The sequence below is a fragment of the Acinetobacter zhairuonensis genome, from assembly GCF_022601715.1.
Lineage (GTDB): Bacteria > Pseudomonadota > Gammaproteobacteria > Pseudomonadales > Moraxellaceae > Acinetobacter.
On sequence record NZ_JAKVIM010000020.1, the window covers coordinates 46,081 to 67,794 of the forward strand.

18 protein-coding genes are annotated in these 21,714 nt (G+C 42.1%); 7 read left to right on the forward strand and 11 right to left on the reverse strand.

Annotated elements, in window-relative coordinates; translation table 11 throughout:
• Positions 1 to 18: 18 nt before the first annotated feature.
• The 3 genes from MKI85_RS14425 to trxA all read right to left on the reverse strand — a co-directional run bounded on the left by MKI85_RS14425 (position 19) and on the right by trxA (position 2,588).
• Complete coding sequence (locus tag MKI85_RS14425; RefSeq protein ID WP_241628611.1) at positions 19 to 261, reverse strand: hypothetical protein; 243 nt, start codon at positions 259 to 261, stop codon at positions 19 to 21.
• 408 nt (positions 262 to 669) lie between these two features.
• Positions 670 to 1,938, reverse strand: coding sequence for a transcription termination factor Rho (rho, locus tag MKI85_RS14430; RefSeq protein WP_241628613.1), 1,269 nt, complete (start codon positions 1,936 to 1,938; stop codon positions 670 to 672).
• A gap of 323 nt (positions 1,939 to 2,261) precedes the next feature.
• Complete coding sequence (trxA, locus tag MKI85_RS14435) at positions 2,262 to 2,588, reverse strand: thioredoxin (RefSeq protein WP_016166116.1); 327 nt, start codon at positions 2,586 to 2,588, stop codon at positions 2,262 to 2,264.
• Between the two features lie 265 nt (positions 2,589 to 2,853).
• Between trxA and ppx the strand changes: the two genes are divergently transcribed.
• From ppx to MKI85_RS14460, 5 genes are read left to right on the forward strand one after another with little or no spacing between them, the layout of a single operon-like run.
• Positions 2,854 to 4,374, forward strand: coding sequence for an exopolyphosphatase (gene ppx / locus MKI85_RS14440; RefSeq protein WP_241628615.1), 1,521 nt, complete (start codon positions 2,854 to 2,856; stop codon positions 4,372 to 4,374).
• A 35-nt stretch (positions 4,375 to 4,409) separates the two neighbouring features.
• Complete coding sequence (locus MKI85_RS14445; RefSeq protein ID WP_241628617.1) at positions 4,410 to 5,234, forward strand: acetyl-CoA carboxylase carboxyltransferase subunit alpha; 825 nt, start codon at positions 4,410 to 4,412, stop codon at positions 5,232 to 5,234.
• A complete protein-coding gene (tilS, locus tag MKI85_RS14450) occupies positions 5,171 to 6,526 on the forward strand; it encodes a tRNA lysidine(34) synthetase TilS (RefSeq protein WP_241628618.1) in 1,356 nt (451 codons plus the stop codon). Before MKI85_RS14445 ends, tilS begins: the two co-directional genes overlap by 64 nt.
• Positions 6,527 to 6,550: 24 nt before the next feature.
• The gene (proC, locus tag MKI85_RS14455; protein ID WP_241628619.1) at positions 6,551 to 7,381 is read left to right on the forward strand and encodes a pyrroline-5-carboxylate reductase; all 831 of its coding nucleotides are present in this window, start codon (positions 6,551 to 6,553) and stop codon (positions 7,379 to 7,381) included.
• A 26-nt stretch (positions 7,382 to 7,407) separates the two neighbouring features.
• Positions 7,408 to 7,977 carry a YggT family protein gene (locus MKI85_RS14460; RefSeq protein ID WP_241628620.1) on the forward strand — a complete coding sequence of 190 codons (570 nt, stop codon included), beginning with the start codon at positions 7,408 to 7,410 and terminating at the stop codon, positions 7,975 to 7,977.
• A gap of 68 nt (positions 7,978 to 8,045) precedes the next feature.
• On the opposite strand, the gene polA is transcribed toward MKI85_RS14460, so the two are convergent.
• Positions 8,046 to 10,808, reverse strand: coding sequence for a DNA polymerase I (gene polA, locus MKI85_RS14465; protein ID WP_241628621.1), 2,763 nt, complete (start codon positions 10,806 to 10,808; stop codon positions 8,046 to 8,048).
• A 202-nt stretch (positions 10,809 to 11,010) separates the two neighbouring features.
• Here polA and MKI85_RS14470 point away from each other — a divergent pair, with 202 nt between their 5' ends.
• The gene (locus MKI85_RS14470; protein WP_241628622.1) at positions 11,011 to 13,851 is read left to right on the forward strand and encodes a DUF2339 domain-containing protein; all 2,841 of its coding nucleotides are present in this window, start codon (positions 11,011 to 11,013) and stop codon (positions 13,849 to 13,851) included.
• Positions 13,852 to 13,853: 2 nt separating this feature from the next.
• On the opposite strand, the gene MKI85_RS14475 is transcribed toward MKI85_RS14470, so the two are convergent.
• Together MKI85_RS14475 and MKI85_RS14480 are read right to left on the reverse strand one after the other, a co-directional pair.
• On the reverse strand, positions 13,854 to 14,771 hold the full coding sequence (locus MKI85_RS14475; protein ID WP_241628623.1) for a mechanosensitive ion channel family protein: 918 nt from the start codon (positions 14,769 to 14,771) through the stop codon (positions 13,854 to 13,856).
• Positions 14,772 to 14,780: 9 nt separating this feature from the next.
• Complete coding sequence (locus MKI85_RS14480; RefSeq protein WP_241628637.1) at positions 14,781 to 15,581, reverse strand: hypothetical protein; 801 nt, start codon at positions 15,579 to 15,581, stop codon at positions 14,781 to 14,783.
• 125 nt (positions 15,582 to 15,706) lie between these two features.
• On the opposite strand from MKI85_RS14480, the gene gspE reads away from it, so the two are divergent.
• Positions 15,707 to 17,197: a type II secretion system ATPase GspE gene (gene gspE, locus MKI85_RS14485; RefSeq protein ID WP_241628624.1), complete on the forward strand. Its 1,491-nt coding sequence runs from the start codon at positions 15,707 to 15,709 to the stop codon at positions 17,195 to 17,197.
• A 61-nt stretch (positions 17,198 to 17,258) separates the two neighbouring features.
• Here gspE and MKI85_RS14490 read toward each other — a convergent pair whose 3' ends face one another.
• The 5 genes from MKI85_RS14490 to MKI85_RS14510 form a co-directional block, all read right to left on the reverse strand.
• Positions 17,259 to 17,687, reverse strand: a complete 429-nt coding sequence (locus MKI85_RS14490) for an organic hydroperoxide resistance protein (RefSeq protein ID WP_241628626.1) — start codon at positions 17,685 to 17,687, stop codon at positions 17,259 to 17,261.
• 264 nt (positions 17,688 to 17,951) lie between these two features.
• The gene (locus MKI85_RS14495; protein ID WP_241628627.1) at positions 17,952 to 18,779 is read right to left on the reverse strand and encodes a carbon-nitrogen hydrolase family protein; all 828 of its coding nucleotides are present in this window, start codon (positions 18,777 to 18,779) and stop codon (positions 17,952 to 17,954) included.
• A gap of 24 nt (positions 18,780 to 18,803) precedes the next feature.
• Entirely contained in the window at positions 18,804 to 19,325 is a 522-nt protein-coding gene (gene gigB / locus MKI85_RS14500) for an STAS domain-containing protein (protein ID WP_241628629.1), read from the reverse strand.
• Between the two features lie 113 nt (positions 19,326 to 19,438).
• A complete protein-coding gene (gigA, locus tag MKI85_RS14505; RefSeq protein WP_241628631.1) occupies positions 19,439 to 20,407 on the reverse strand; it encodes an RsbU family protein phosphatase GigA in 969 nt (322 codons plus the stop codon).
• Positions 20,408 to 20,510: 103 nt separating this feature from the next.
• Complete coding sequence (locus MKI85_RS14510; RefSeq protein WP_241628633.1) at positions 20,511 to 21,434, reverse strand: MlaA family lipoprotein; 924 nt, start codon at positions 21,432 to 21,434, stop codon at positions 20,511 to 20,513.
• Positions 21,435 to 21,714 lie beyond the last annotated feature (280 nt).

The window sequence follows — 21,714 nt, forward strand, 5'->3', positions numbered from 1 at the left end:
ACTAAATAATCGTAATGATTATTTAGCAGCAGAAGCAGCAGAAGCAGCAGCAGAAGCAGCAACGTCAGCAGCAGAAGCAGCAACGTCAGCAGCAGAAGCAGCTTCAACAGCAGCGGCGTCAGCAGCAGAAGCGGCAACATTAGCTTCAGATGCAGCAGAAGCAGCAGCTTCAGTTGCAGGAGCTTCTTCTTTTTTAGCACAGCCAACGAAAGCTAAAGTAGTAGCAACTGCAGCAGCAATAGCGATTTTTTTGAATAACATGGCATCACTCTCTAAAATATGAGATTAAAAAAAACCAAGGTCAGCTGTTATGTGCTTTTATTCTTCCTAAATTTGTTAGGTAGTAACAACGCAGGAGCAGCTTAACTGGTCTGCGAATATGCTATCACTGCCCATTTTGAATTACTACTGGTCTGTGTGAAAAAAACCAAAAAATAAGCAAATATTTGCTATTTTTTAACAGAAAATAACAATTAAGAGTGCGCTTTATATTGGATAAATACTTTTTAAGCTTTTAAAAATAAAGCAGTTTTTCTAAGCAATATTTTGATAATCAAATATTTGAAAATATGCTTACACAAGATCAAATGAATTGTGTTTTTATGTTAAAAAAGTCAACCAAATAAAAAAGTCGCCAGCATGGGCGACTTTTTTAATTTTTAATGTAAATTAATTACTTGCTTTACGCTTCATCTGATCAAAGAATTCATCATTGGTTTTGGTTTCTTTCATGCGATCTAATAAGAATTCCATTGCTGCCAATTCATCTTGGGTGTGAAGGAGTTTACGTAGAATCCAAACCTTACGTAAATTGTCTTCAGACATTAAACGTTCTTCACGACGTGTACCAGACTTTTTAATGTTCATGGCAGGGAAGACGCGTTTTTCAGCAATACGACGATCCAAGGTAATTTCTTGGTTACCAGTACCTTTGAATTCTTCGTAGATGACTTCATCCATTTTGCTGCCAGTTTCAATTAAGGCAGTCGAGATAATAGTGAGTGAACCACCTTCTTCAATGTTACGTGCAGCACCGAAGAAACGCTTAGGACGCTCGAGCGCATGCGCATCTACACCACCTGTTAATACTTTGCCTGATGAAGGTACGACGGTGTTGTAAGCACGCGCTAAACGGGTAATTGAGTCTAGTAGAATAACGACGTCTTTCTTGTGCTCAACCAGACGTTTTGCTTTTTCAATCACCATTTCAGCCACTTGAACGTGTCGGGCTGGTGACTCATCAAAAGTAGATGCAATCACTTCACCACGAACTGTACGTTCCATTTCAGTCACTTCTTCTGGGCGTTCGTCAATCAGAAGAACGATCAGGAAGCATTCTGGGTTGTTACGTACAATCGACTGAGCGATGTTCTGTAGCAACATGGTTTTACCCGCTTTGGGAGGAGCAACAATAATTGAACGTTGACCTTTACCAATCGGTGCGACCAAGTCGACCACACGTGCAGTTAAATCCTCAGTCGTACCATTACCTAATTCCATCACCAGTTGTTCGGTTGGGAATAAAGGCGTTAAGTTTTCGAATAAAATCTTGTTGCGTGAGTTTTCTGGCGTATCGTAGTTAATCTGATTAACTTTCAGTAGGGCGAAATAACGTTCACCTTCTTTAGGTGGGCGAATCGTTCCTGTGATGGTGTCACCTGTACGCAAGTTAAAACGACGAATTTGTGAAGGACTCACATAAATGTCATCTGGACCTGCAAGATATGAACCTGCAGCAGAGCGTAAGAAACCAAAACCATCTGACAGAATTTCGAGAACGCCGTCACCAAAGATCTCTTCACCATTCATCGCATGACGCTTTAAGATGGCAAAGATAATATCTTGCTTGCGGTTACGCGCCATTCCTTCTAGGCCCATAAACTCTGCAATTTTGATGAGTTCGCCAATTGGTTTTTTCTTGAGTTCGGTTAAATTCATAGGTGGTCAGATAGAATAAATCATTCTAGAAACAGGTTGGAAGGAGAGCAACATTCGGTCGCATACAGCAATAAAATGACGGCATCGTATTGATAAAATAACAATGCGGAGGTCTGGTAAATTGTTGCGAAGAGAAAAAGTATGTAACAATTTCTGTTGCCGAGCGGCGATCTTATGTGTTGTGTCTTGTAAGAAAATGATGGACTTGAAATCCTTTCTTTCTTGAACATGCAATATAAGAGAGATTGTTGAGTTTGTCAATTTATAGACGAAAAAAATGCGCTATAGGACATAACGCATTTGGTCTAATTGCAATGTGCGAATTAGATGTGGTCTTCAATGAATGCAGTCAATTTAGACTTTGGTGCAGCGCCCACTTGTTGTGCTACAACTTCACCATTTTTGAACATGAGTAATGCTGGAATGTTACGAATGTTGTAGTTTACCGCTGTTGCTTCACATGAAGTCACATCGACTTTAACAATTTTAACTTTACCTTCGTATTCGTTTGCAAGCACTTCTAATACAGGCGCAATTGCTTTACAAGGTGCACACCAGCCTGCCCAGAAATCAACAAGAACGGGAGTGTCTGAATTTAAAACATCTGCTTCAAAGTTTGCATCTGTCGTATTGATGATATTGCCTGACATGGAATATGCTCCAAAAATTATATTCAAAGATAGCTAATGGCTCTAAGTATTACATAGCCATCTTTAACAATGTAGTACTAGATGTAAATTTTCAGCCTTTCCAACGATTTTGTCTAATTGATGCTCACGATGATGCTAATCGTGTAACGCAATTGTCATATATGGTGAAAATAAAAAAGTACATACTATTAACAGCATAAATGGCTTTTAAATTGCATGTATGTGCATTACTCTAGGCTCAATTCTGTACAGGTTTATTTGAAGAATGTCTGATTTTTTGATTGATGAAGAATTACTTGCTGCCATCGATATGGGATCGAACAGCTTTCACCTTGCGATTGCGCGTGTAGACCATGGTGAAGTTAAAAAAGTTGCATCAATGTCAGAAAAAGTTCAGTTGGCAGCTGGACTTGATGAAAATAAAAATTTAACAGAAGCTGCCCAACAACGTGGTTTGGCATGTTTAGCGCGTTTTGTCGGGCGTTTAAGTTCAGTTCAGCCTAATCGTTTAAGAATTGTGGCGACCAACGCTTTACGCCAAGCCAAAAATGGACATGAATTTATTCAAAAAGCCGCAGAAATACTGCCAAAACCGATTGAAATTATTGCTGGGCGTGAAGAAGCGCGTCTAATTTATTTGGGTGTTTCTCACACCATGGCCAACAGTGGTCGTCGTTTGGTGGTTGATATTGGTGGTGGTTCAACTGAACTGATTATTGGTGAAGAGTTTGAACCGATTCATACTGAATCATTACAGATGGGCTGTGTGGCATTCACCAAATGTTATTTCCAAGATGGCGAGATTAATCAAAAAAGCTTTGATAAAGCAGTAGTTGCTGCACGTAAAGAACTCTCTGCGATTGCGAATACTTATAAAGAAGCAGGTTGGGATACAGTAGTAGGTTCGAGTGGCACGATTAAAGCCTGTCGCCAAATTGCGGTCAATATGGGTTGGAGTAATGAACAGGAAAACCTGACCCGCGAAGGGCTGGAAAAACTCAAAGACAAATTGCTCAAATTCAAACATATCTCAGAAATGGATTTTGAGGGTTTAAAAGAAGACCGTCGAGCAGTTTTGCCAGCTGGAATCGCTATTCTGTGTGCAGTATTTGAATTATTAGACATCGAAGCGCTGGTGTATTCAGATGGTGCGTTACGTGAAGGGGTGATGTATGACTTGCTTGGACGTTTCCAGCATGAAGATATTCGTGACCGTAGTGTGCAAGCCTTAATGGGGCGTTATGGTGCAGATCCAAAACAAGCGGAACGTGTGGTCAAAACAGCACAGCATTTATTTGATGGTGTGGCTGAATCACTCAATTTAACCAGTGATGACAGTGACTTACTGCGTCGTTCCGCCTATTTGCATGAAATAGGTTTGGCTATTAGTCATGGAGGGTATCACCGTCATGGCGCATATTTATTGCAACATTCAGATATTGCGGGCTTCTCACAAATTGACCAAAATCATATTTCACATCTAGTTGCACATCATCGTCGTAAGTTGCGCAGTGATGCCAAAATTGATGTGATGAAGGTCGGTGGTAGCAAACTTGTACACTTATGTCTATTGCTTCGATTAGCAGTTTTACTAAATCATAGTCGAAGCGATGCGATGCTTCCTGCCATTGAATTAAGCATTGGCAATGCGCAACAATGGCAACTCTGTGTTTCTGGCGATGCCAAACAATGGCCTTTGCTTGTAGCTGATTTGCATGATGAACAACTGCAATTCAAGCATTGGGATATTGAATTGAATATTCAGTCGGAACAATTTATCGATTAACACTGATTGGTTAATTTAGGGATAATAGTCGACCTATGAAAAATAAAGCTGCTCAATCTAAAGCATGGACAACAGTCCAAATTGCACGTCATCCAGATCGCCCGCAATTTTTGGACTATGTTGGTGAAATCTTCACTGAATTCGATGCTTTACATGGGGATCGTTTGTTTGGTGATGATGGTGCGATGGTCGGTGGCTTAGCGCGTTTTGACGGCAAACCTGTAATGGTTGTTGGTCAACACCGTGGTCGTAGCACTCGCGAAAAATTAAAGCATAACTTCGGGATGTGTAACCCTGAAGGCTATCGTAAATCACAACGTTTGCTTGATATGGCTGAGCGTTTTAATTTACCTGTTTTCACTTTTATTGATACTATGGGCGCGTACCCAGGTGTTGGTGCTGAAGAGCGTGGTCAAGCAGAAGCAATTGCCACCAGCCTTGCACAACTTTCAAACTTGAAAGTCCCTGTTATTGCAACAGTGTTGGGTGAAGGGGGTTCAGGCGGTGCTTTAGGTATTGGTGTTGCTGACCGTGTGATTATGTTATCACACAGTATTTATTCAGTAATTTCACCTGAAGGCTGTGCGTCTATTTTGTGGAAAACGGCAGAAAAAGCAGAACAAGCCAGTGAAGCATTGGCGTTAACTGCGGACCGTTTACAACAGATTGGGATTGTTGAATACGTTGTTGACGAAGGTCAAGGTGCGCATTTAAACCCTGAACAAGTCATGGAAAACTTAAAGGTCGTACTCAAACAAGCATTGGATGAGTTACAACCAATGGATGCCCAAGAACGATGCGAAGCACGTTACCAACGTTTAATGAAGTTTGGCAGCGACAATTTAGGTCTAACGTCTTAACACAGGCACAGTCCTTTACAGAACAGCGTTCTTATCTCATAGGATGTAGCGGTGGCGTGGATTCCATGCTGTTGCTACATCTTATGTCATTTTTATTCCCACAAAAAGTTCGTGCAATTTATGTCGATCACCAGCTACAAAGCATGAGTTCGGCTTGGGGCGACTTTGTTTCAAACACCTGTCAGCAATTGCAGGTGCCGTGTAGCGTGGTTCCTGTCCACGTTGCGGAAGGTAATTTGGAAAATCAAGCACGCAATGCTCGATATCAAGCCTTTGCAGAACATTTGCAACATAATGAAGTTCTGGTTTTAGCGCATCATCAGCAAGATCAGGCTGAAACCTTGATGTTAAGACTGCTTTCTGGAGCGGGTGTGCAAGGTTTATCTGCCATGTCTGTGGTGGATGTACGTGAGAAAACGACCCTTTGGCGCCCGATGCTTGAGTTATCGCGTGAGCAGATTTGCCAATGGGCCACCCAGTTGAATGTGCAAAATATTGAGGATCCAACTAATGCCGATCCAGATTATGATCGTGCTTGGTGTCGTCAAATTTTATGGCCTGTTTTACAACAGCGCTTCCCGAAAATGCAGCAAGCACTGACTCGTACTAGTGTTTTAATGCAAGATGCGGATGAAATTTTAGCTGAAGTTTTAGCATCTGATCTTGATCAATGTGGAAATCGATCTTTCCTTAATATTGAATCGTTAAAGGCACTGTCCATCGCCAGACAACGTCAATTACTCTCTCACTGGATGCAAGGTGAGGCAACCTATCGTCCCAATTTTGCGATGGTGCAGCGCCTGATCGCAGAGGTGATTGAAGCAAAGCAGGATGCGCAAGCGGCTTTGCATTGGCATGGCTTTTATTTTGTCCGTTATCAACAGCAGATTTTCCGTTTGGATGCAGGGATCTATCTGGCAGAACAGCAGAATCCTGTTCCATCACGACAAACGCTCTCTTTAGTGTTGGATCAATGTTGCTCGTTGGCTTCAGGAAACTATTGCATTGAAATGCAAAATCAAGGGTTATCTCAGGTACTTTTGGGGCAAACATTGACGTTGTCGGCACGTGTTGGTGGCGAAAAAATCCATCTACATGGTCGAGTTGGGAGTTGGCCGTTAAAAAAAGCACTGCAACAAGCACAAATTTTTCCGTGGTTGCGTCATACAATTCAAATATTAAGCATAGATAATGTTATGCTAGGGGTTTTTACACCCAAAGGTTTTTGGTTGGCTGAATCTGAATATCTAGTTGCAGATGGATGGCAGCCGAAATTAGTTTCAGGGCAATAGAATACTCAATAACGAGCGTAAATCATGAGTGCAGTTTTAAATTGTAATATTACTTTTATTGGTGGCGGCAATATGGCGCAAGCCTTAATTGGCGGATTAATTGCACGAGGCATGCCGACTACTCGTATTACAGTTGCTGATCCTTTTGAAAATGTACGTCAACTTTTACAAGAAAAAGATGTGCATGTCACAGATGATAATATTGCTGCGATTGAGAAAGCAGATATTGTTGTTTTGGCGGTTAAACCTCAGGTACTTGCAAATGTATTGAAGCAATTGCATGGTTTACTGGATGGCAAGCTGGTGATTTCAATTGTTGCAGGTGCAGAAATTGCAACCATGGCAACGTTATCGGGTACTGATCGTATTGTCCGAGTGATGCCAAATACGCCAGCTTTAGTACAAACGGGTGCGCATGGTTTATATGCGACTGATGTTGTTGATGCAAAAGACCGTGAGTTGGCTAGCCAAGTTTTGGCTGCAACAGGTTTAACCATCTGGGTGAATTCTGAAGCGCAAATTGATGCTGTGACGGCAGTTTCTGGCTCTGGTCCTGCTTACTTTTTCTATATGATGGAAAGTATGATTCGTGCAGGTAAGAACTTAGGTTTAGATGAAAAAGTTGCAACAGCTTTGACCTTGCAAACAGCTTTAGGTGCTGCACAAATGGCCATAACCAGTGCAAGTTCGCCATCAGAGTTACGTAAAAATGTCACTTCACCCAATGGTACGACGCAGGCTGCCTTAGAAGTCTTTGATCGTGCGCAAATCTCACAAAATATTCAGTCTGCTTTGGCTGCTGCGAAAAAGCGTAGCCAAGAGTTGGCACAAGAATTAAGTGAAAGCAGCAAATAATTGATTTTAATTAGGAATAATTTAATATGGGTGCAAACTCTGCGCTAATTTTTGGCATTATTATTAACGTAGCGATTTTGCTCGTATTCTTCCGCTTTTTAATGCAGTTGGCCGCGGTTAATCCCTACAATCCTGTGGTGATGTCGACAGTCAAAGCCACCAAGATTGTAGATATTTTTGGTCGTATTTTCCCGACACTGGGCAAGGGACGTGTGAACTCCGCAGCCTTGGCTTTAGTAGTGGTGCTTTATTTACTCAAAATATTTGGCATCATGTATTTATCAGGAGCGATGCCGAATAGTCCGATTCACTTGGTGATTTTGACTTTTGTCACCATGATTCAGGATTTAATTCGTTTCTGTCGTTACTTGATTTTTGCCACTATTATTCTCAGTTGGGTGGTGATGTTTACACAGTCACGTTCACCTTATATTGAAGTAATTCAAGAGTTGGCTGAGCCTTTATTGGCGCCATTCCGTCGTTTGTTGCCGAATATGGGCATGATTGATTTGTCTCCAATTATTGCATTCTTGGCGTTATATATTGCTGAAATCATTATGAATGAAGTCGCAATCGCCTTGTTGACTGGTTTATAAGATTTTCACCGTATTAAAAAAGGACTCTAAATAGAGTCCTTTTTTATGATTCTGAAATTTACCACAGCTTAGTGTGCTTCATCCCAGTTTTTGCCTTTGCCGACTTCAACCAGCAGAGGAACTGAAATTTCCAATACGGATTGCATCACTTCAGCCAGTTGAGGTGCTAATTCATCTGCAATTTCGGCATCCACTTCAAAGACTAATTCATCGTGTACTTGTAACAGCATTTTGGCTTGATCTTTCGGCAGCATCTTATCGACTTCAATCATTGCCATTTTAATAATGTCCGCGGCACTACCTTGCAGTGGTGCATTAATGGCAGCACGTTCTGCCGCTTTACGGATCATCATGTTGCGTGCATCAATTTCTGGCGTGTACAAACGACGACCCAAAATAGTTTCCACAAACCCTTGCTCCAATGCGACTTGGCGAGTACGTTGCATATACTCATAAATGCCAGGGTAACGATGGAAATACTGTTTGATATAGTTTTGCGACTCTTCACGGGTAAAGCCCAACTGACGAATCAACCCAAATTCTGACATGCCATAGAGTAGACCAAAGTTAACTGCTTTGGCTTGACGACGTTGATCGTGAGTTACTTGATCCAAAGGAATATTCAAAACTTCTGAAGCAGTACGACGATGCACATCCTGACCATGACGGAAGGCATCAAGAAGGGCATCATCCTGAGAGAAGTGCGCCATTAAACGCAGTTCAATTTGCGAGTAATCGGCTGCGAGTAGTACTCGACCTTCAGGTGCAATAAAGGCTTTACGGATTTGACGTCCAATTTCTTCACGCACGGGAATGTTTTGCAGGTTTGGATCGGTCGAAGATAAACGTCCTGTCGCAGTTAAGGCTTGATGATAACTGGTATGTACGCGATGGGTATCGTTGTTGGCTTGCTTCAATAAACCGTCAGTATAGGTACTTTTCAGTTTGGACAAACCACGATAATCCAGAATCAGGGCACTAATCGGATGATCCAGTTTTTCTAGAATACTTTCGCTGGTGCTGTATTGTCCCGTTGAGGTTTTCTTGCCGCCTTTTAAGCCCAGTTTTTCAAACAGGATTTCACCCACCTGTTTTGGTGAGCTGACATTAAATGGCTGACCCGCCAATTCGGTGATCTGATTTTCCAAATCCTGCATGGTCTTGGAAAAATCTTCACCTAATTGATCTAGGAATTGGAGATCTAGCTGGATACCATTTTCTTCCATCAGGGTGAGAACACGCGCTACAGGCACTTCAATATTATGCAAAATATTGATCAGTTCAGGATGTACTTTAAGCTTTTTATCCAGTACTTCATATAAGCGGAAGGTTACATGGGCATCTTCGGCTGCATAGTGTGCCGCTGTTTCAATCTCGATTTGATTGAAGGTCTTTTGTTTCGCCCCTTTACCTGCAACTTCTTCATAAGTGGTAGTCAGATGGCTTAAGTAAAGACGTGCTACATCATCCATGCCGTGACGGGTCGCGACAGAGTTTAAGACATAGGATGCCAGCATGGTGTCGAAATACCAACCTTGCAGTTCAATCCCATGATTAGCAAAAATATGCGCATCATATTTCAGGTGATGACCAATTTTCTTGATTTCAGGATTTTCTAAAATCGGTTTGATTTGTGCTAAAACGCTATTACGGTCTAATTGCGCAGGTGCACCTTCATAATCATGTGCGAGCGGGACGTAGTAAGCATCTTCAGCATCAAACGCAATCGAGAAGCCGACCATTTCTGCAATACGATAATCCAGACTGGTAGTTTCGGTATCAATCGCAAACTTACTGGTAGTCTGCATGCGTTGTAACAGTGTTTCCCAAACCTCGGCAGATAACACTGTATGGTAGCTGGCTTGACCAAGTTGATCATCGACACTGGTTACAGTGGCTTGATCTTCAGTTTCAATCGGTGCCGGCGCTGAAGCAGGCTGAATGATTTCGCTGCTTTGTTTATAGCTTTTATTGTTTGGGTTGTTCGGATGATCAAGCGATTGTAACTGGTTACGGAATTCCAGCTCGGTATATAAACGGCGTAATTCATTCACATTCGGGTCTTGAATGGCTAAATCTTCGTAGCAAATCCCCATTTCTAAATCACAGACAATACTGGCAAGCTGATGGTCTATTGCGATGCCTTCAACATTGTCTTTAATATTTTGACCGACTTTACCTTTAATCTGGTCGACATTTTCTAAAATCCCGCCAATCGAGCCGTATTCAGTCAGTAACTTTGCCGCAGTTTTGGCACCCACACCTGGGACACCCATAATGCCATCGGAGGCATCGCCCATTAAAGTGAGATAGTCAATAATTTGGTTTGGCCAGACCCCAAACTTTTCAAAGACACCATTAATATCCATGGGCTTTTCTTTGAAGCTGTCTTCAAGCGTGACTTTTTCAGTCACCAACTGCGCCATGTCTTTATCGCCCGTCGAGATCAGAACTTGCTGACCTTTAGCTTCTGCACGTTTTGCCAGTGTACCGATAATATCATCGGCTTCTGCACCTGGTAGCATATGCACGGGAATACCTAAAGCACGAATCAGAGCATGTAAGTAAGGAATTTGTTGTGCCAATTCATCTGGCATGCTTGGGCGGTCACCCTTATAAATTGGTGAAAGTTCATGACGGAAGGTTGGCTCTGGTGTGTCAAAAATCACCGCCATATGCGTGGGTTGTGTGCGACGCATCAACTTCTGGATGGCAGAAATTGCGCCACGTACAGCATTGGTATGCAACCCCGTAGAAGTTGTCAGAGGTGGGACCGCGTGAAAGGCGCGAAATAAGAAATATGACCCATCGACCAATACAAATGGTGGCATGCTGCAAATCCTGATTATGAATTAGGGCTTATCTTACGTGAAAAAGGCAAATCTGTCTTATTCCGAATGTCACTCAGCACCGCAGCAGCTTTGGAAGGTGAGCTTCAAGTCTATAAAATTGCAGTATTTTGTATGTGAAATGATCTGCTTGAAGCCTGATCAAGTAAGATAAATGAATTGAAGTTGAGTAACTCATTGACTCATGTATAAAAAAGATAAGCAGGGAATGCTCCTACTCTTAATCGCCATAAGCATCTTGTTGGTCGTTGCGATTGGTATGCAATGGCAATCTACAGTGTTCGCTGCAGCGATCGGATTGACCATCGTAATAGTGCAGTCGATTTCGAATATTCATCAGCGTTTAGTGCAATTAGAACAAGCGACATCCAATACTTTGATTCAATCCACAGGAATTGGGGTGCAGAAGCTTCTGATTTATAGTGCAGCTGCGGTGGCATTATGGGCTTATGCCAATATGTGGCTGTGGGTCTTGGGTGGGGCTGTGCTGGTTTTACTGTTCTGCTTCATTCAATTGATGAGTACATTTCAGAACCGCTTGGCTCAGTTGGAGCAGATGCAGCAAGTGTCATCTAAACCACCGATACAAGCTTCCATGCCGATAGTTGCACAACAGCCTATTACATCCGCGGTGCCAATTCAGGGGCAATTGACGCAAACCCAGCAACAAGATGCAACGGTACAGCAACCGCAGCAAAGTTCAGATATTCAAAATACAGCACCTTCCCCGCAGCATCCGTCATGGTGGCAACCTGCACTGGATTGGATGAAGCATGGTAATCCGATTTTACGTGTCGCGGTTGCGCTGTTGATGGTGGGTATTGTGCTGTTGTTGCGTTTTGCCAGTGAGCATTGGCAATTAAGTTTGGCGGTCAAACTTGGCTTTATTGCGGCTGCTGGAGGTATAACCACAGTCGCGGGTTATCTGTTACAACGGAAAAATGCATTGTTTGCGATTGCGTTGCAAGGTTTAGGTTTGGCCGTCATCTTCCTCACGCTGATTTTTGCGCACCATTTTGCGGTTATACAAAGTCTAATGACTGCCAGCATTCTATTTGTAATCTTACTCGGGCTTACCGTTGTATTAAGCCTGAAACAACAAGCCCTGTATTTGGCAATTCTCGCCTTGAGTATGGCTTATCTGGCACCGTTATTAATCCCGCACAATCATCCTGATGTGGTGTTTTTATTTAGCTATTATTTTGTGATTAATTTGGCTGTGGTTGCCGTCAATTATTTGCAGCCATGGAAAATACTGCATCAAATCGCCTTTTTCGCCACCATGTTTATTGGGGGAGCAGTCATTGGACTGTATGCAGAAAATTCTCAGCTCAAAACTCTGGATGTGATTCTTTGGTTACAGATCGCCTTATTTATTTGGCTGAGCATTCGTTATAGCCAGTTGATGTTGGCGGAGCAAAAGCTACAACATGAGCCCGAGCCAAGCTCGAACTCACAAAAAAAACTGCAACCCATTCTAGATGTCGGTTTAATTTTCAGTGTTCCAGTGCTTGGGTTCTCATTACATGCCTTCCTCATGCATGACTCAACCGTTGCACTGACATGGGGAGCGGCAGCCTTAGCGGTGACGTATGGGCTTTTGAATTTTTGGATCAAACGCCAGCATCCACAGTTGTCTATTTTGGCTAAAAGCTTTTTTATTCTGGCAGTGGTATTTACAGCCTTAATCTTTCCGCTGGCAAAAGGTGCACATTGGACCTCCACAGGATGGGTAATTCAAGGGACTGCGTTAATTGTCTGGGGCATTACTGAGCGTTATCGTTTGAGTCGTTATATCGGGGTGGCATTGGTGCTGCTGAGTACCATCGCCCTCATGTATCAAATCTGGTCGAACGATGATTTTCCTGTGTTAGCGATCAGTATTTATGCTACTGCACAGTTTATTTCAGCCTTTTATTTGCTGCATTATCAGGATGTGGAAAAGTATTTCAGCGCACGTATGCTCAGTGGAATTTTCCTGATTTCGGGTATGTATGCTGGAGCAATTGCGGGTGTAGAGTTGATGGACTGGCAGCAATCTGCATACAGTTGTTCAATCGCAATTGCGACCATGTTGCTGGCTGGATTTAGTTTAGTGGTCTGGATGAAGTTGAAGCTGGAATGGCAAAATTTGCAACTTACGTTGTTGGCTGGCTTATTGGTGCTGCTTTATGGAGTGACGTTGCTTGAAGAAATTTTTACAAGTCAGCAATGGTCGAGTCAAACCGTACAGCTCAGTTTTACTGTGAGTGCGGTGCTGTTAAGTCTGATGTTGATTTTTATGCAGCGCATTTCTACTCGAATTGCAAATGAATTATGGGCAGCACTGTTGTGTTTAGCTCTTGCTGCTATAGGTCTGGCTGTCTTCCCGCAGATGCCAATTTGGGCACTGGGTGTGGTTCCAGTCTTTTATGCGCTGTATGCGTTCTTGACCCACAAACATGATTTTTTACATCAAACCGCTATGTGGTGTTTCGGGTTGCTGTGGTTAGTAGTGTTGAATCTCGATCCATATTCGGCAACTCATTATTATCTAGCACCGCTGTTGAATTTAACCGATTTACTGTCTTTACTGGTATTTAGTGGGCTGTTGTGGATCATCTACCAACATGATTTTGCCGAGCAATCCTCTGTAGAGTGGGGCTTGAAAATTAGTACGATTCTGATTGGTCTGTTGGTATTCAGCAGTATCGTGGTGCGTGGCATGCATCATTATTTGCATACGCCATTATGGGGGAGTGCGATCTGGCGCGACGGTTCGGTACAACTGAGTTTGACTTTACTATGGGTGATTCTTGCTTTTGTATTGATGACATTTTCCAGCCAAAGACATATCCGTCAAATCTGGTTTGTAGGCGCTGCTTTACTGGGGATTGTAGTTACAAAGTTATTGTTATTAGATCTTTCGCAAAGTGGCACTTTAACTCGGGTGATTTCCTTTATCGGGTCGGGTGCGGTGATGTTGGTGATTGCCTATATCGCGCCTTTACCACCAACATTGTTGGAACAAAAAAAAGAGCGATAATTCTATCGCTCTTTGTGCTCTCGTTTCAGTTCCTTCTCATAGGCGTATTGATCAATCTCATCTCGGTGTTTCGGGCGAGGGCGGTCAATAATGCCCATTTTAGGCACAGGAATTTCAATATGATTTTCCAAAAATCCATTACGCACACGTTCTTGTAATTCATCGCGGGCTTTTAGGAAAATTTCCTGCCGACACCAAACGGCAAACAGAATTTCAATGGTGGATTCACGAAAGGCTGTGACGGTCACTTCGGGTTTTGGATCATCTAAAGCCAGTGGATAGCGCGCTGCAACATCCAGCAGGACTTCTCGGACTTTAATGATGTCTTCCTGAAAATTAATCGCCAGCGTAATTGGAATACGTCGTATTGGAAATTTAGACAAATTCAGTACAGGGGCGCGAATCAATTGTTCGTTCGGTAAACGTACATAAATATTATCTAACGTCAGGAGCTTAACCGAAAGTAAATCAATCGAAATGACTTCTCCCTCAATGGTATGTCCACGAATCAAGGTGATTTGAATGGTATCGCCCACTTCAAAGGAACCTTCACCAATCAAGAATAAGCCGCTGATTAAGTTGCTGGCAGAAGTTTGTGAAGCAAAACCGAGCGCGACAGTGAAAATCCCTGCAGCCCCAATAAAGACACTGAGCTTAAACCCAGCTTCTTTCAGGCTCGCCATAATAAACAGCACAAAAATAAAATAAAAAATTCCGCGCCGCCAAACCATACTTTGATGGGCATTAAACTTCTGTCCAACGGTGCGAATAAAGGTGTTGGAAATCAGGCGCGCTAAGATAAAACCAATCAAACACAGTACCAACGCGACTAAAATCTCACTGATACGTTCTAGGTTAATGTTGGTAAAAATTTCCTTTAAGCTGACTGCAACATCTTTAGGAATATTGGTATCTGGCATATCACGATCCTAAAAAAATGAGTCAAACATATTGAATAATGCGCCACCTGGAGAGCGTGGTGCATGCACATAACTGACTTCACCCGCTAAAGGTGGTGTGCGATTTTCAATTTTAATCCGTGGTGGGCGATCCCAATCTTCATGGATGACTTTGATTTGTGAAGTCCAGAGGCGATTGGTACTTTCACTATAAAATAGGGGTAAAGCGGCTACAGGCACATTCATTCGATCAAAACGCAGTTGATGACCACTGGTATTGTGGAATTCAATGGGTGTGACTGCACGGAATGGACTCGGTTTAAGTAAATTCAACTCGGTGCGCCCATCCACTGCTGTCGCATAACACATTTCACCCGTGCGGTGGTCAGGACCGAACCAGGTGTCTTTGGGTTGCATCATGGGAAGATCAAATAAAGGCTCACGCTGGCTTTCCACAAAACCGGCAATCCATAAAGGTGTACTAATGTATAAAGTTCCGCGCTGTCCTGCTGGAATATAAATTGGATTGACAGGTTTAATCACCACAGATCGGTCTGCCAAACGAGGCATTAAGTGAAAGGTTTCGTGAGTCTTACGGAACATATAGCGTTCGACTTTAATCGGCTGTGGAAAAGCAAATTCAGGATCATCAATCATTTTCCACTGACGTTCAGAGTCTTTCTGAAATTGTGGACGATGATATTCCAGTCGCCATTCGTTGATGCTACGCGCCAGACGAAACAATAAAGAGCCGAACTGCCATGTTCTTGCTTGGTTTAATTCGAATTTTTGTTCGCCCCACCATTTGAGCGATGGATGATCGGCTTGAATATGCTCTAAATCAGATGATGCCAAAATAAAAATATCCTCTGGTCAGTTCAGTCAAAAACAGACTTCACGCTGTCATACGCTTAGAGTACACTCAAAAGCCTCTTTTTCATCATTATAATTTTGTGATGCAAATACATAAACAAATACAAATACCTTATAGCTTTGCCAAACGACATGGCGTTTTACTTCGATATGATGGGGACCAAGTTTTTATTGTGCGCCGTGAAAATACGGCATGGATTGCATTGCAAGAAGCACGCCGTTTACTGACTGCACCTGCACACAATGAAGTGTTAGATGATCAACGCTTCAATGCACTCTTAAGTTCAAGTTATGCAGGGGATACTGGGGAATCTCAGCAAGTGGCTGCGGGGCTGGAAGATCATCCAGATTTACTCAGTTTAGCCGATCAAGTCCCTGAAGCTGAAGATTTGATGGATCAAGAAGATGATGCACCGATTGTTCGCTTGATTAATGCCTTGCTTTCAGAAGCCATTCGCGTCAGTGCTTCGGATATTCATATTGAAGCCTTTGAAAAGAAACTGTCGGTACGTTTACGGGTCGATGGTCAACTGCGTGAAATTGTACAGCCACGCCGTGAACTGGCACCGCTTTTGGTATCGCGGATTAAGGTTATGGCAAAGTTGGATATTGCGGAAAAGCGTGTTCCGCAAGATGGTCGTATTTCATTGCGTCTTGCAGGGCGTGAGGTCGATGTACGTGTTTCGACTTTACCCTCTTCACATGGTGAGCGTGTAGTGATGCGTTTGCTGGATAAACAGGCGGGACGTTTGAATATGACCCATTTAGGGTTATTACAACCTGACTATGAGCGTTTAACACAGTTGGTGCATCGCCCGCATGGGATTATTTTGGTGACAGGTCCAACAGGATCGGGGAAAACCACTACCTTATACGCTGCTTTATCAGACTTGAATGACAATACTCGTAATATTTTGACCGCTGAAGATCCGATTGAATATCAATTGGAGGGGATTGGTCAGACCCAAGTGAATACTAAGGTGGATATGACCTTTGCACGGGCGTTAAAGGCCATGTTACGTCAAGATCCTGATGTGGTCATGGTTGGGGAAATCCGTGATTTAGAAACGGCTGAAATTGCGGTACAGGCATCCTTAACAGGTCACTTGGTATTGTCGACGCTACATACCAATACCGCCATTGGTGCTGTCACTCGATTAAAAGATATGGGTATTGAACCTTTCTTGCTTTCAAGCTCATTAATTGGCGTGATTGCACAGCGTTTGGTACGTACTCTATGTCCGCATTGCACCACTTGGCATGAGGCAGATTCGTTTGAACAGCAGATCTTTAAGTCGATTGAGTCTTCAATTGAAGGTTTGAAATTGCCTGAACCACAAGGGTGTGAGAAATGTTCACATGTTGGTTTTAGTGGACGAACGGCAATTTATGAAATTGTGCCTGTGGATGAAACAATGCGCCGTTTAATTCATGGCAATGCGGCAGAGTTTGAGCTGGAAAGTTATGCTCGTCAGCACTCAGGCTCTATCCGTGATGATGGTTTGCGAAAAGTACTGACAGGTAAAACAACGTTGGAAGAAGTATTACGTGTGACCAATCAGACTGAGGAATAACGGCGGTCATTTAAATAAAAAAGCGCCACTCGGGCGCTTTTTTATTATTAGCTGAACGCAATTATGCAGTAATAATATTGAAGTTCACATCAATATTGCCACGTGTTGCATTTGAATAAGGGCAAACAATGTGGGCTGCAGCTACAAGTTTTTCAGCTTCATCGGCATCCATGGCAGGAAGATGCACATTTAAAGTCACTTCAATGCCAAAACCTGTTGGAATTGGACCAATGCCAACTTCACCCTCAATAAATGCATCTGCTGGAATCTTGTATTGATCACGGCTCGCTACAAATTTCATTGCACCTAAGAAACAAGCCGAGTAGCCTGCTGCAAAGAGTTGTTCTGGATTGGTACCACCACCCATACCACCCATTTCTTTAGGTAGTGCCAGTTTGACATCCAGAATGGCATCATCAGAAATTGCACGGCCATCACGACCACCTGTTGCTTTAGCTTTAGCGCGGTATACCACTTGTTCTAGAGACATCTTATTCACCTATTTTATATCGAATGCAAATATATCGTACACGATTTAAATTGTAGTTCAAGTAATAAACAAAGATTTTACATATAGACACAAGATGCTTCATAGCACAATGGTGTTTTGGAAAGATCAGGATATCGTGGGGGGAGAGTTTGATGCGATCACAGTTGAAATCATTGCGAGTGCATCATGAGGATCAGCTTAAACTGAAGTCATCAAGTGTGCTGAAAAGAATATATAACTGATACAGAAAGAATTAAACGTGCCTTAACCAAACTGAGTTAGTCGGCGATGTTGCATTAGTGGCATAGATTCACGAATTTGTTGTTGTTCTTGTAAGTCAAATGGCACAGTAATTAAATGTGCCCCATCATCTTGAATCATATCCAGTAACTGTCCACGACTATTGGTCGCAGCGGTATGTCCCCAAGTTTGGCGTTTTTCACCATGCCAGCCTTGTTGTGCAGAACCTAAAACTTGGCATTGGCTGTCCATAGCACGGGCTTGTAGCAGAAGTTGCCAATGCATCTGACCTGTGGTGTAAGTAAATGCAGCAGGCGCAGTTAAAATATGGGCACCTCGTGCACGTAAATGCAAAGCCAATTCTGGGAAGCGTAGGTCATAACAGACCATCATTCCAATATTGCCAAAAGGTGTTTTAGCGACCACGATATCAGAACCAGGTTCAAAAAACTTGGATTCTTGATACCCTCCTACAGCATCCCCGACTTGTACATCAAACAAGTGAATTTTATCGTAGCGGGCTTCGGTGCGTTCAGGACTAATGCATAAACTGACGGTGCGGACACGACCATCTTGAATCACAGAACCATCTGGGCGGAAAGGACAAGGTAAAGTTCCTGCAATAATCCAGATCTGATATTGATGCGCTAATGTTTCAAGCCGCTTTTGAATCCCTTCAAATTGTTCAGCAGTTTCACGTTGCTTGCCGGCAGCAAAACACACGAAATTTTCAGGAAACACCACCAAAGAGGAACCCTGTGCTTTACTCTGTTGAATAAATGATTCAATGACCTTGAAGTTTTCTTCAATGTCATTTTGAGAATTCATTTGAGCAACAGAAAGTAAAGACATGTATTCATCCTTGCAACGGGTGCATTAAGCGTTTTGCTGATTAGACGCTTGTTCCAAATTATCTTGTTCTTTTTGGAGTTGTTTGACTAGAGGCTCAAACATATTTTGATTATTTTCGTTCAATTTCATCAAGGTTTTGTGCGCATCAAGTACAGTTGTAAGCATGTTTGAATGCGTTACATGCTCTTCCATTAATTCAAGTGTACATACGCTTGGGTCACCACAGTAATTCAGGATGACAAAAACCTGACCTAAGCCCATGCTATTGGCTAAAGTCGTAATATCGGGATTAGTTGATAACATGACAGCTTGAATGTTATGTGCTTGTTTTAGCTTTAAACCAAGTTTCGCTAAAATGCCTAACACCGTGCTATCAATGAATGTGGTTTGGGTTAAATCTACGATTGCCCCAACGACATTCGGCTGTTGTTCAATTCGGTTTAAAAGTTTGTCTAGACTGATACAAGATTGGGCACGCACTTCGCCAATAAGCTTAAAAATATGCGTTCCATCTAAGCTTGCATATTCAACATGACCTGTTGACATATAAATGCCATTTTCAGAGAAGGATATGAAAATTATCACATAGGGCAAGTATAGACTCAAGTATTCTAGAGTCGTAGATATAGGCTTAAATCTTTAAGCCTTTGAAAAATATACTAATTCATTCTGCATAAACTTAAGATGGCAATATCATCTGCCACATGTTCTGGTGCTTGAAATGATTGATTTTGCAAATGGAAGACCAATTGCTCGAATTGTTCGTTCAATCCGCCATCGAAAGGTTCAAGTGCGCCATCTGAGCAAATAATGAAACGTGATTGTTTGTTTAATACACACTCAAATTCTTCAACTTCTAAGTCTTCAGTGAGACCAAGGGGGAAACTACTGGTATTTAAAATTTTAGGCGGATGATTCGGTTCTAATAGAATGGCAGGAGGATAGTGTCCTGCACTCGACCATTTTAAAACATGGGTTTCTAAATTCAGCGTACCCGCAATCATAGTGATATGCTTTTCAATATTTTCCTGTACCAGCATGCCATTTAGTTTTTTAATCAACTCTCTTGGTGTTTTAGAGCGACCATGAAAAGCAGCCATCCAAGAGGTAAGTAAACTGCTGGTCACACCATGACCCGAAACATCGGCTAAATAGAAGATGATTTCTTTATCACTCAGTTTCCAGTAGTCATACCAGTCGCCTGACAGATAGGCCGAAGGTTGAAACAGCGTTTCGACTTGATAGTTGGTGAGTTCAATTGGATTCGGTAGTAGGCGTTTTTGTAGCTCAGCGGCTGAAGGAAGATCGCGACTATCTTGATTGCGCTTGTACTGAGCATCAATCTTTAATAAAGAATGTTCGGGATTTGCAGGTAAACGATTCCAGATCCAGCCAGCCAAAGCTCCGATTTCCCAAGCTTGTGCTAAAGCCGTCCCTTCATTCTCAAACGCCAATACAATGGTGGGTAAACTCCATTGATGAATGAGGTAATCTTGCACATCAGCTATTGCAATAATGGTCGGATCATACAAGTCTATATTATCTATGTGAATCATTTGCACACTTGGAAGTGTGTTAAGCACCTGATCTAAATAAGGAATATTGCGAGTCGGTTGAATGAAATACATATATTAATTGTATGATCCTTTGCGTGTACCTAGTTAGGTGTACTATATCAATCACGTAATTGCCAGAAAAAGAATATTTTTCCAGACAAATAAGTTTTACAAATTATTCAGAAGGTGTTGAGGAATCTTCATCCAGCGTGTCATCAATGCCATCATCTGGTTCTTCATCCACAAAAGAAATGTTGTCTGCATCTAAACCTTGCTTTTGTGCAATCTCAAAATTCTTACGTTGCAAATAAATGTCACGAATCGCAGCATAGCGGTCACCTTGAAGTACATCTTCAACATCAAGAATTTGAGCACGAGTATCAATCCCACGTAACAGTTGATCTGTCCAGTAAATACCATCGTTATTGTCGAACATATATCGTTGTGGACGAGCTTGACCATCGACAAAGAAGCCAATGCCATCACGGAAAGTACTAGGACCTATAATAGGTAAAACTAAATATGGACCAGATGGGACACTGTAGTAACCCAATGTTGTCCCAAAACCTTCTTCTTCCATATCTAAGCCTAAACGTCTTGCAGGGTCTGCAAAACCTAAAGTTGTTACTGTATTAATGGTAAAACGACCTAAAGATTTTGCAGCACGAGATGGGCGACCTTGCACTAATTGGTTTACGGCATTCCAAGGTTCATTTAAGTTTTTACGAAATGAACGATAAGCACCACGAACGCTATCAGGAACTTTGGTTTTATATTGTACGGCTACTGGTCTCGCAAAATTTCGATCCAAAAAATCATTAAATGCAAAGGTTTCACGATTCAATGCTTCTAAAGGATCTTTGATGCTATCAGGTTGTGCAGCATTCGCATTCACTTTTAAATCATTCGCTTTTACGTTTTTAAGTTCTTTTAATGATTCAAGTCGAGAACCCTGATTAGAAGAAGATGCATCAGGTGCAACATCATTTACAGGCGTGTCGCTTGAAGCTGTAGTTGTTAGCTCATCATTCGCTTGTACAGTAGTAGCAAAACTAAATGCTAAAAGTGTTGCACATAAATAATAGTGAGTATGTTGCATAATAGATCCGAGACGATTCTTAATGTCGCAAGCAACTTAAGTTGTCTAAATAAAAGAGTATTGAGCGTATTGTAACAGTTGTTATAAGCCCAGTATTAAAACAAATTTGATCAAAATATGTAATAAAACCGTTTTTTCGTCTATTAATTAGCCGTACAAACATTATTTTTGAATAAATTAGGATTAGGGTGTTGCATTGGATAAGAAATGCTGTAGAATGCACATCCATCGGCGGTGATGCAGATAAAAACTTGTTGATTAACAAGGATTTAGCTTAAGG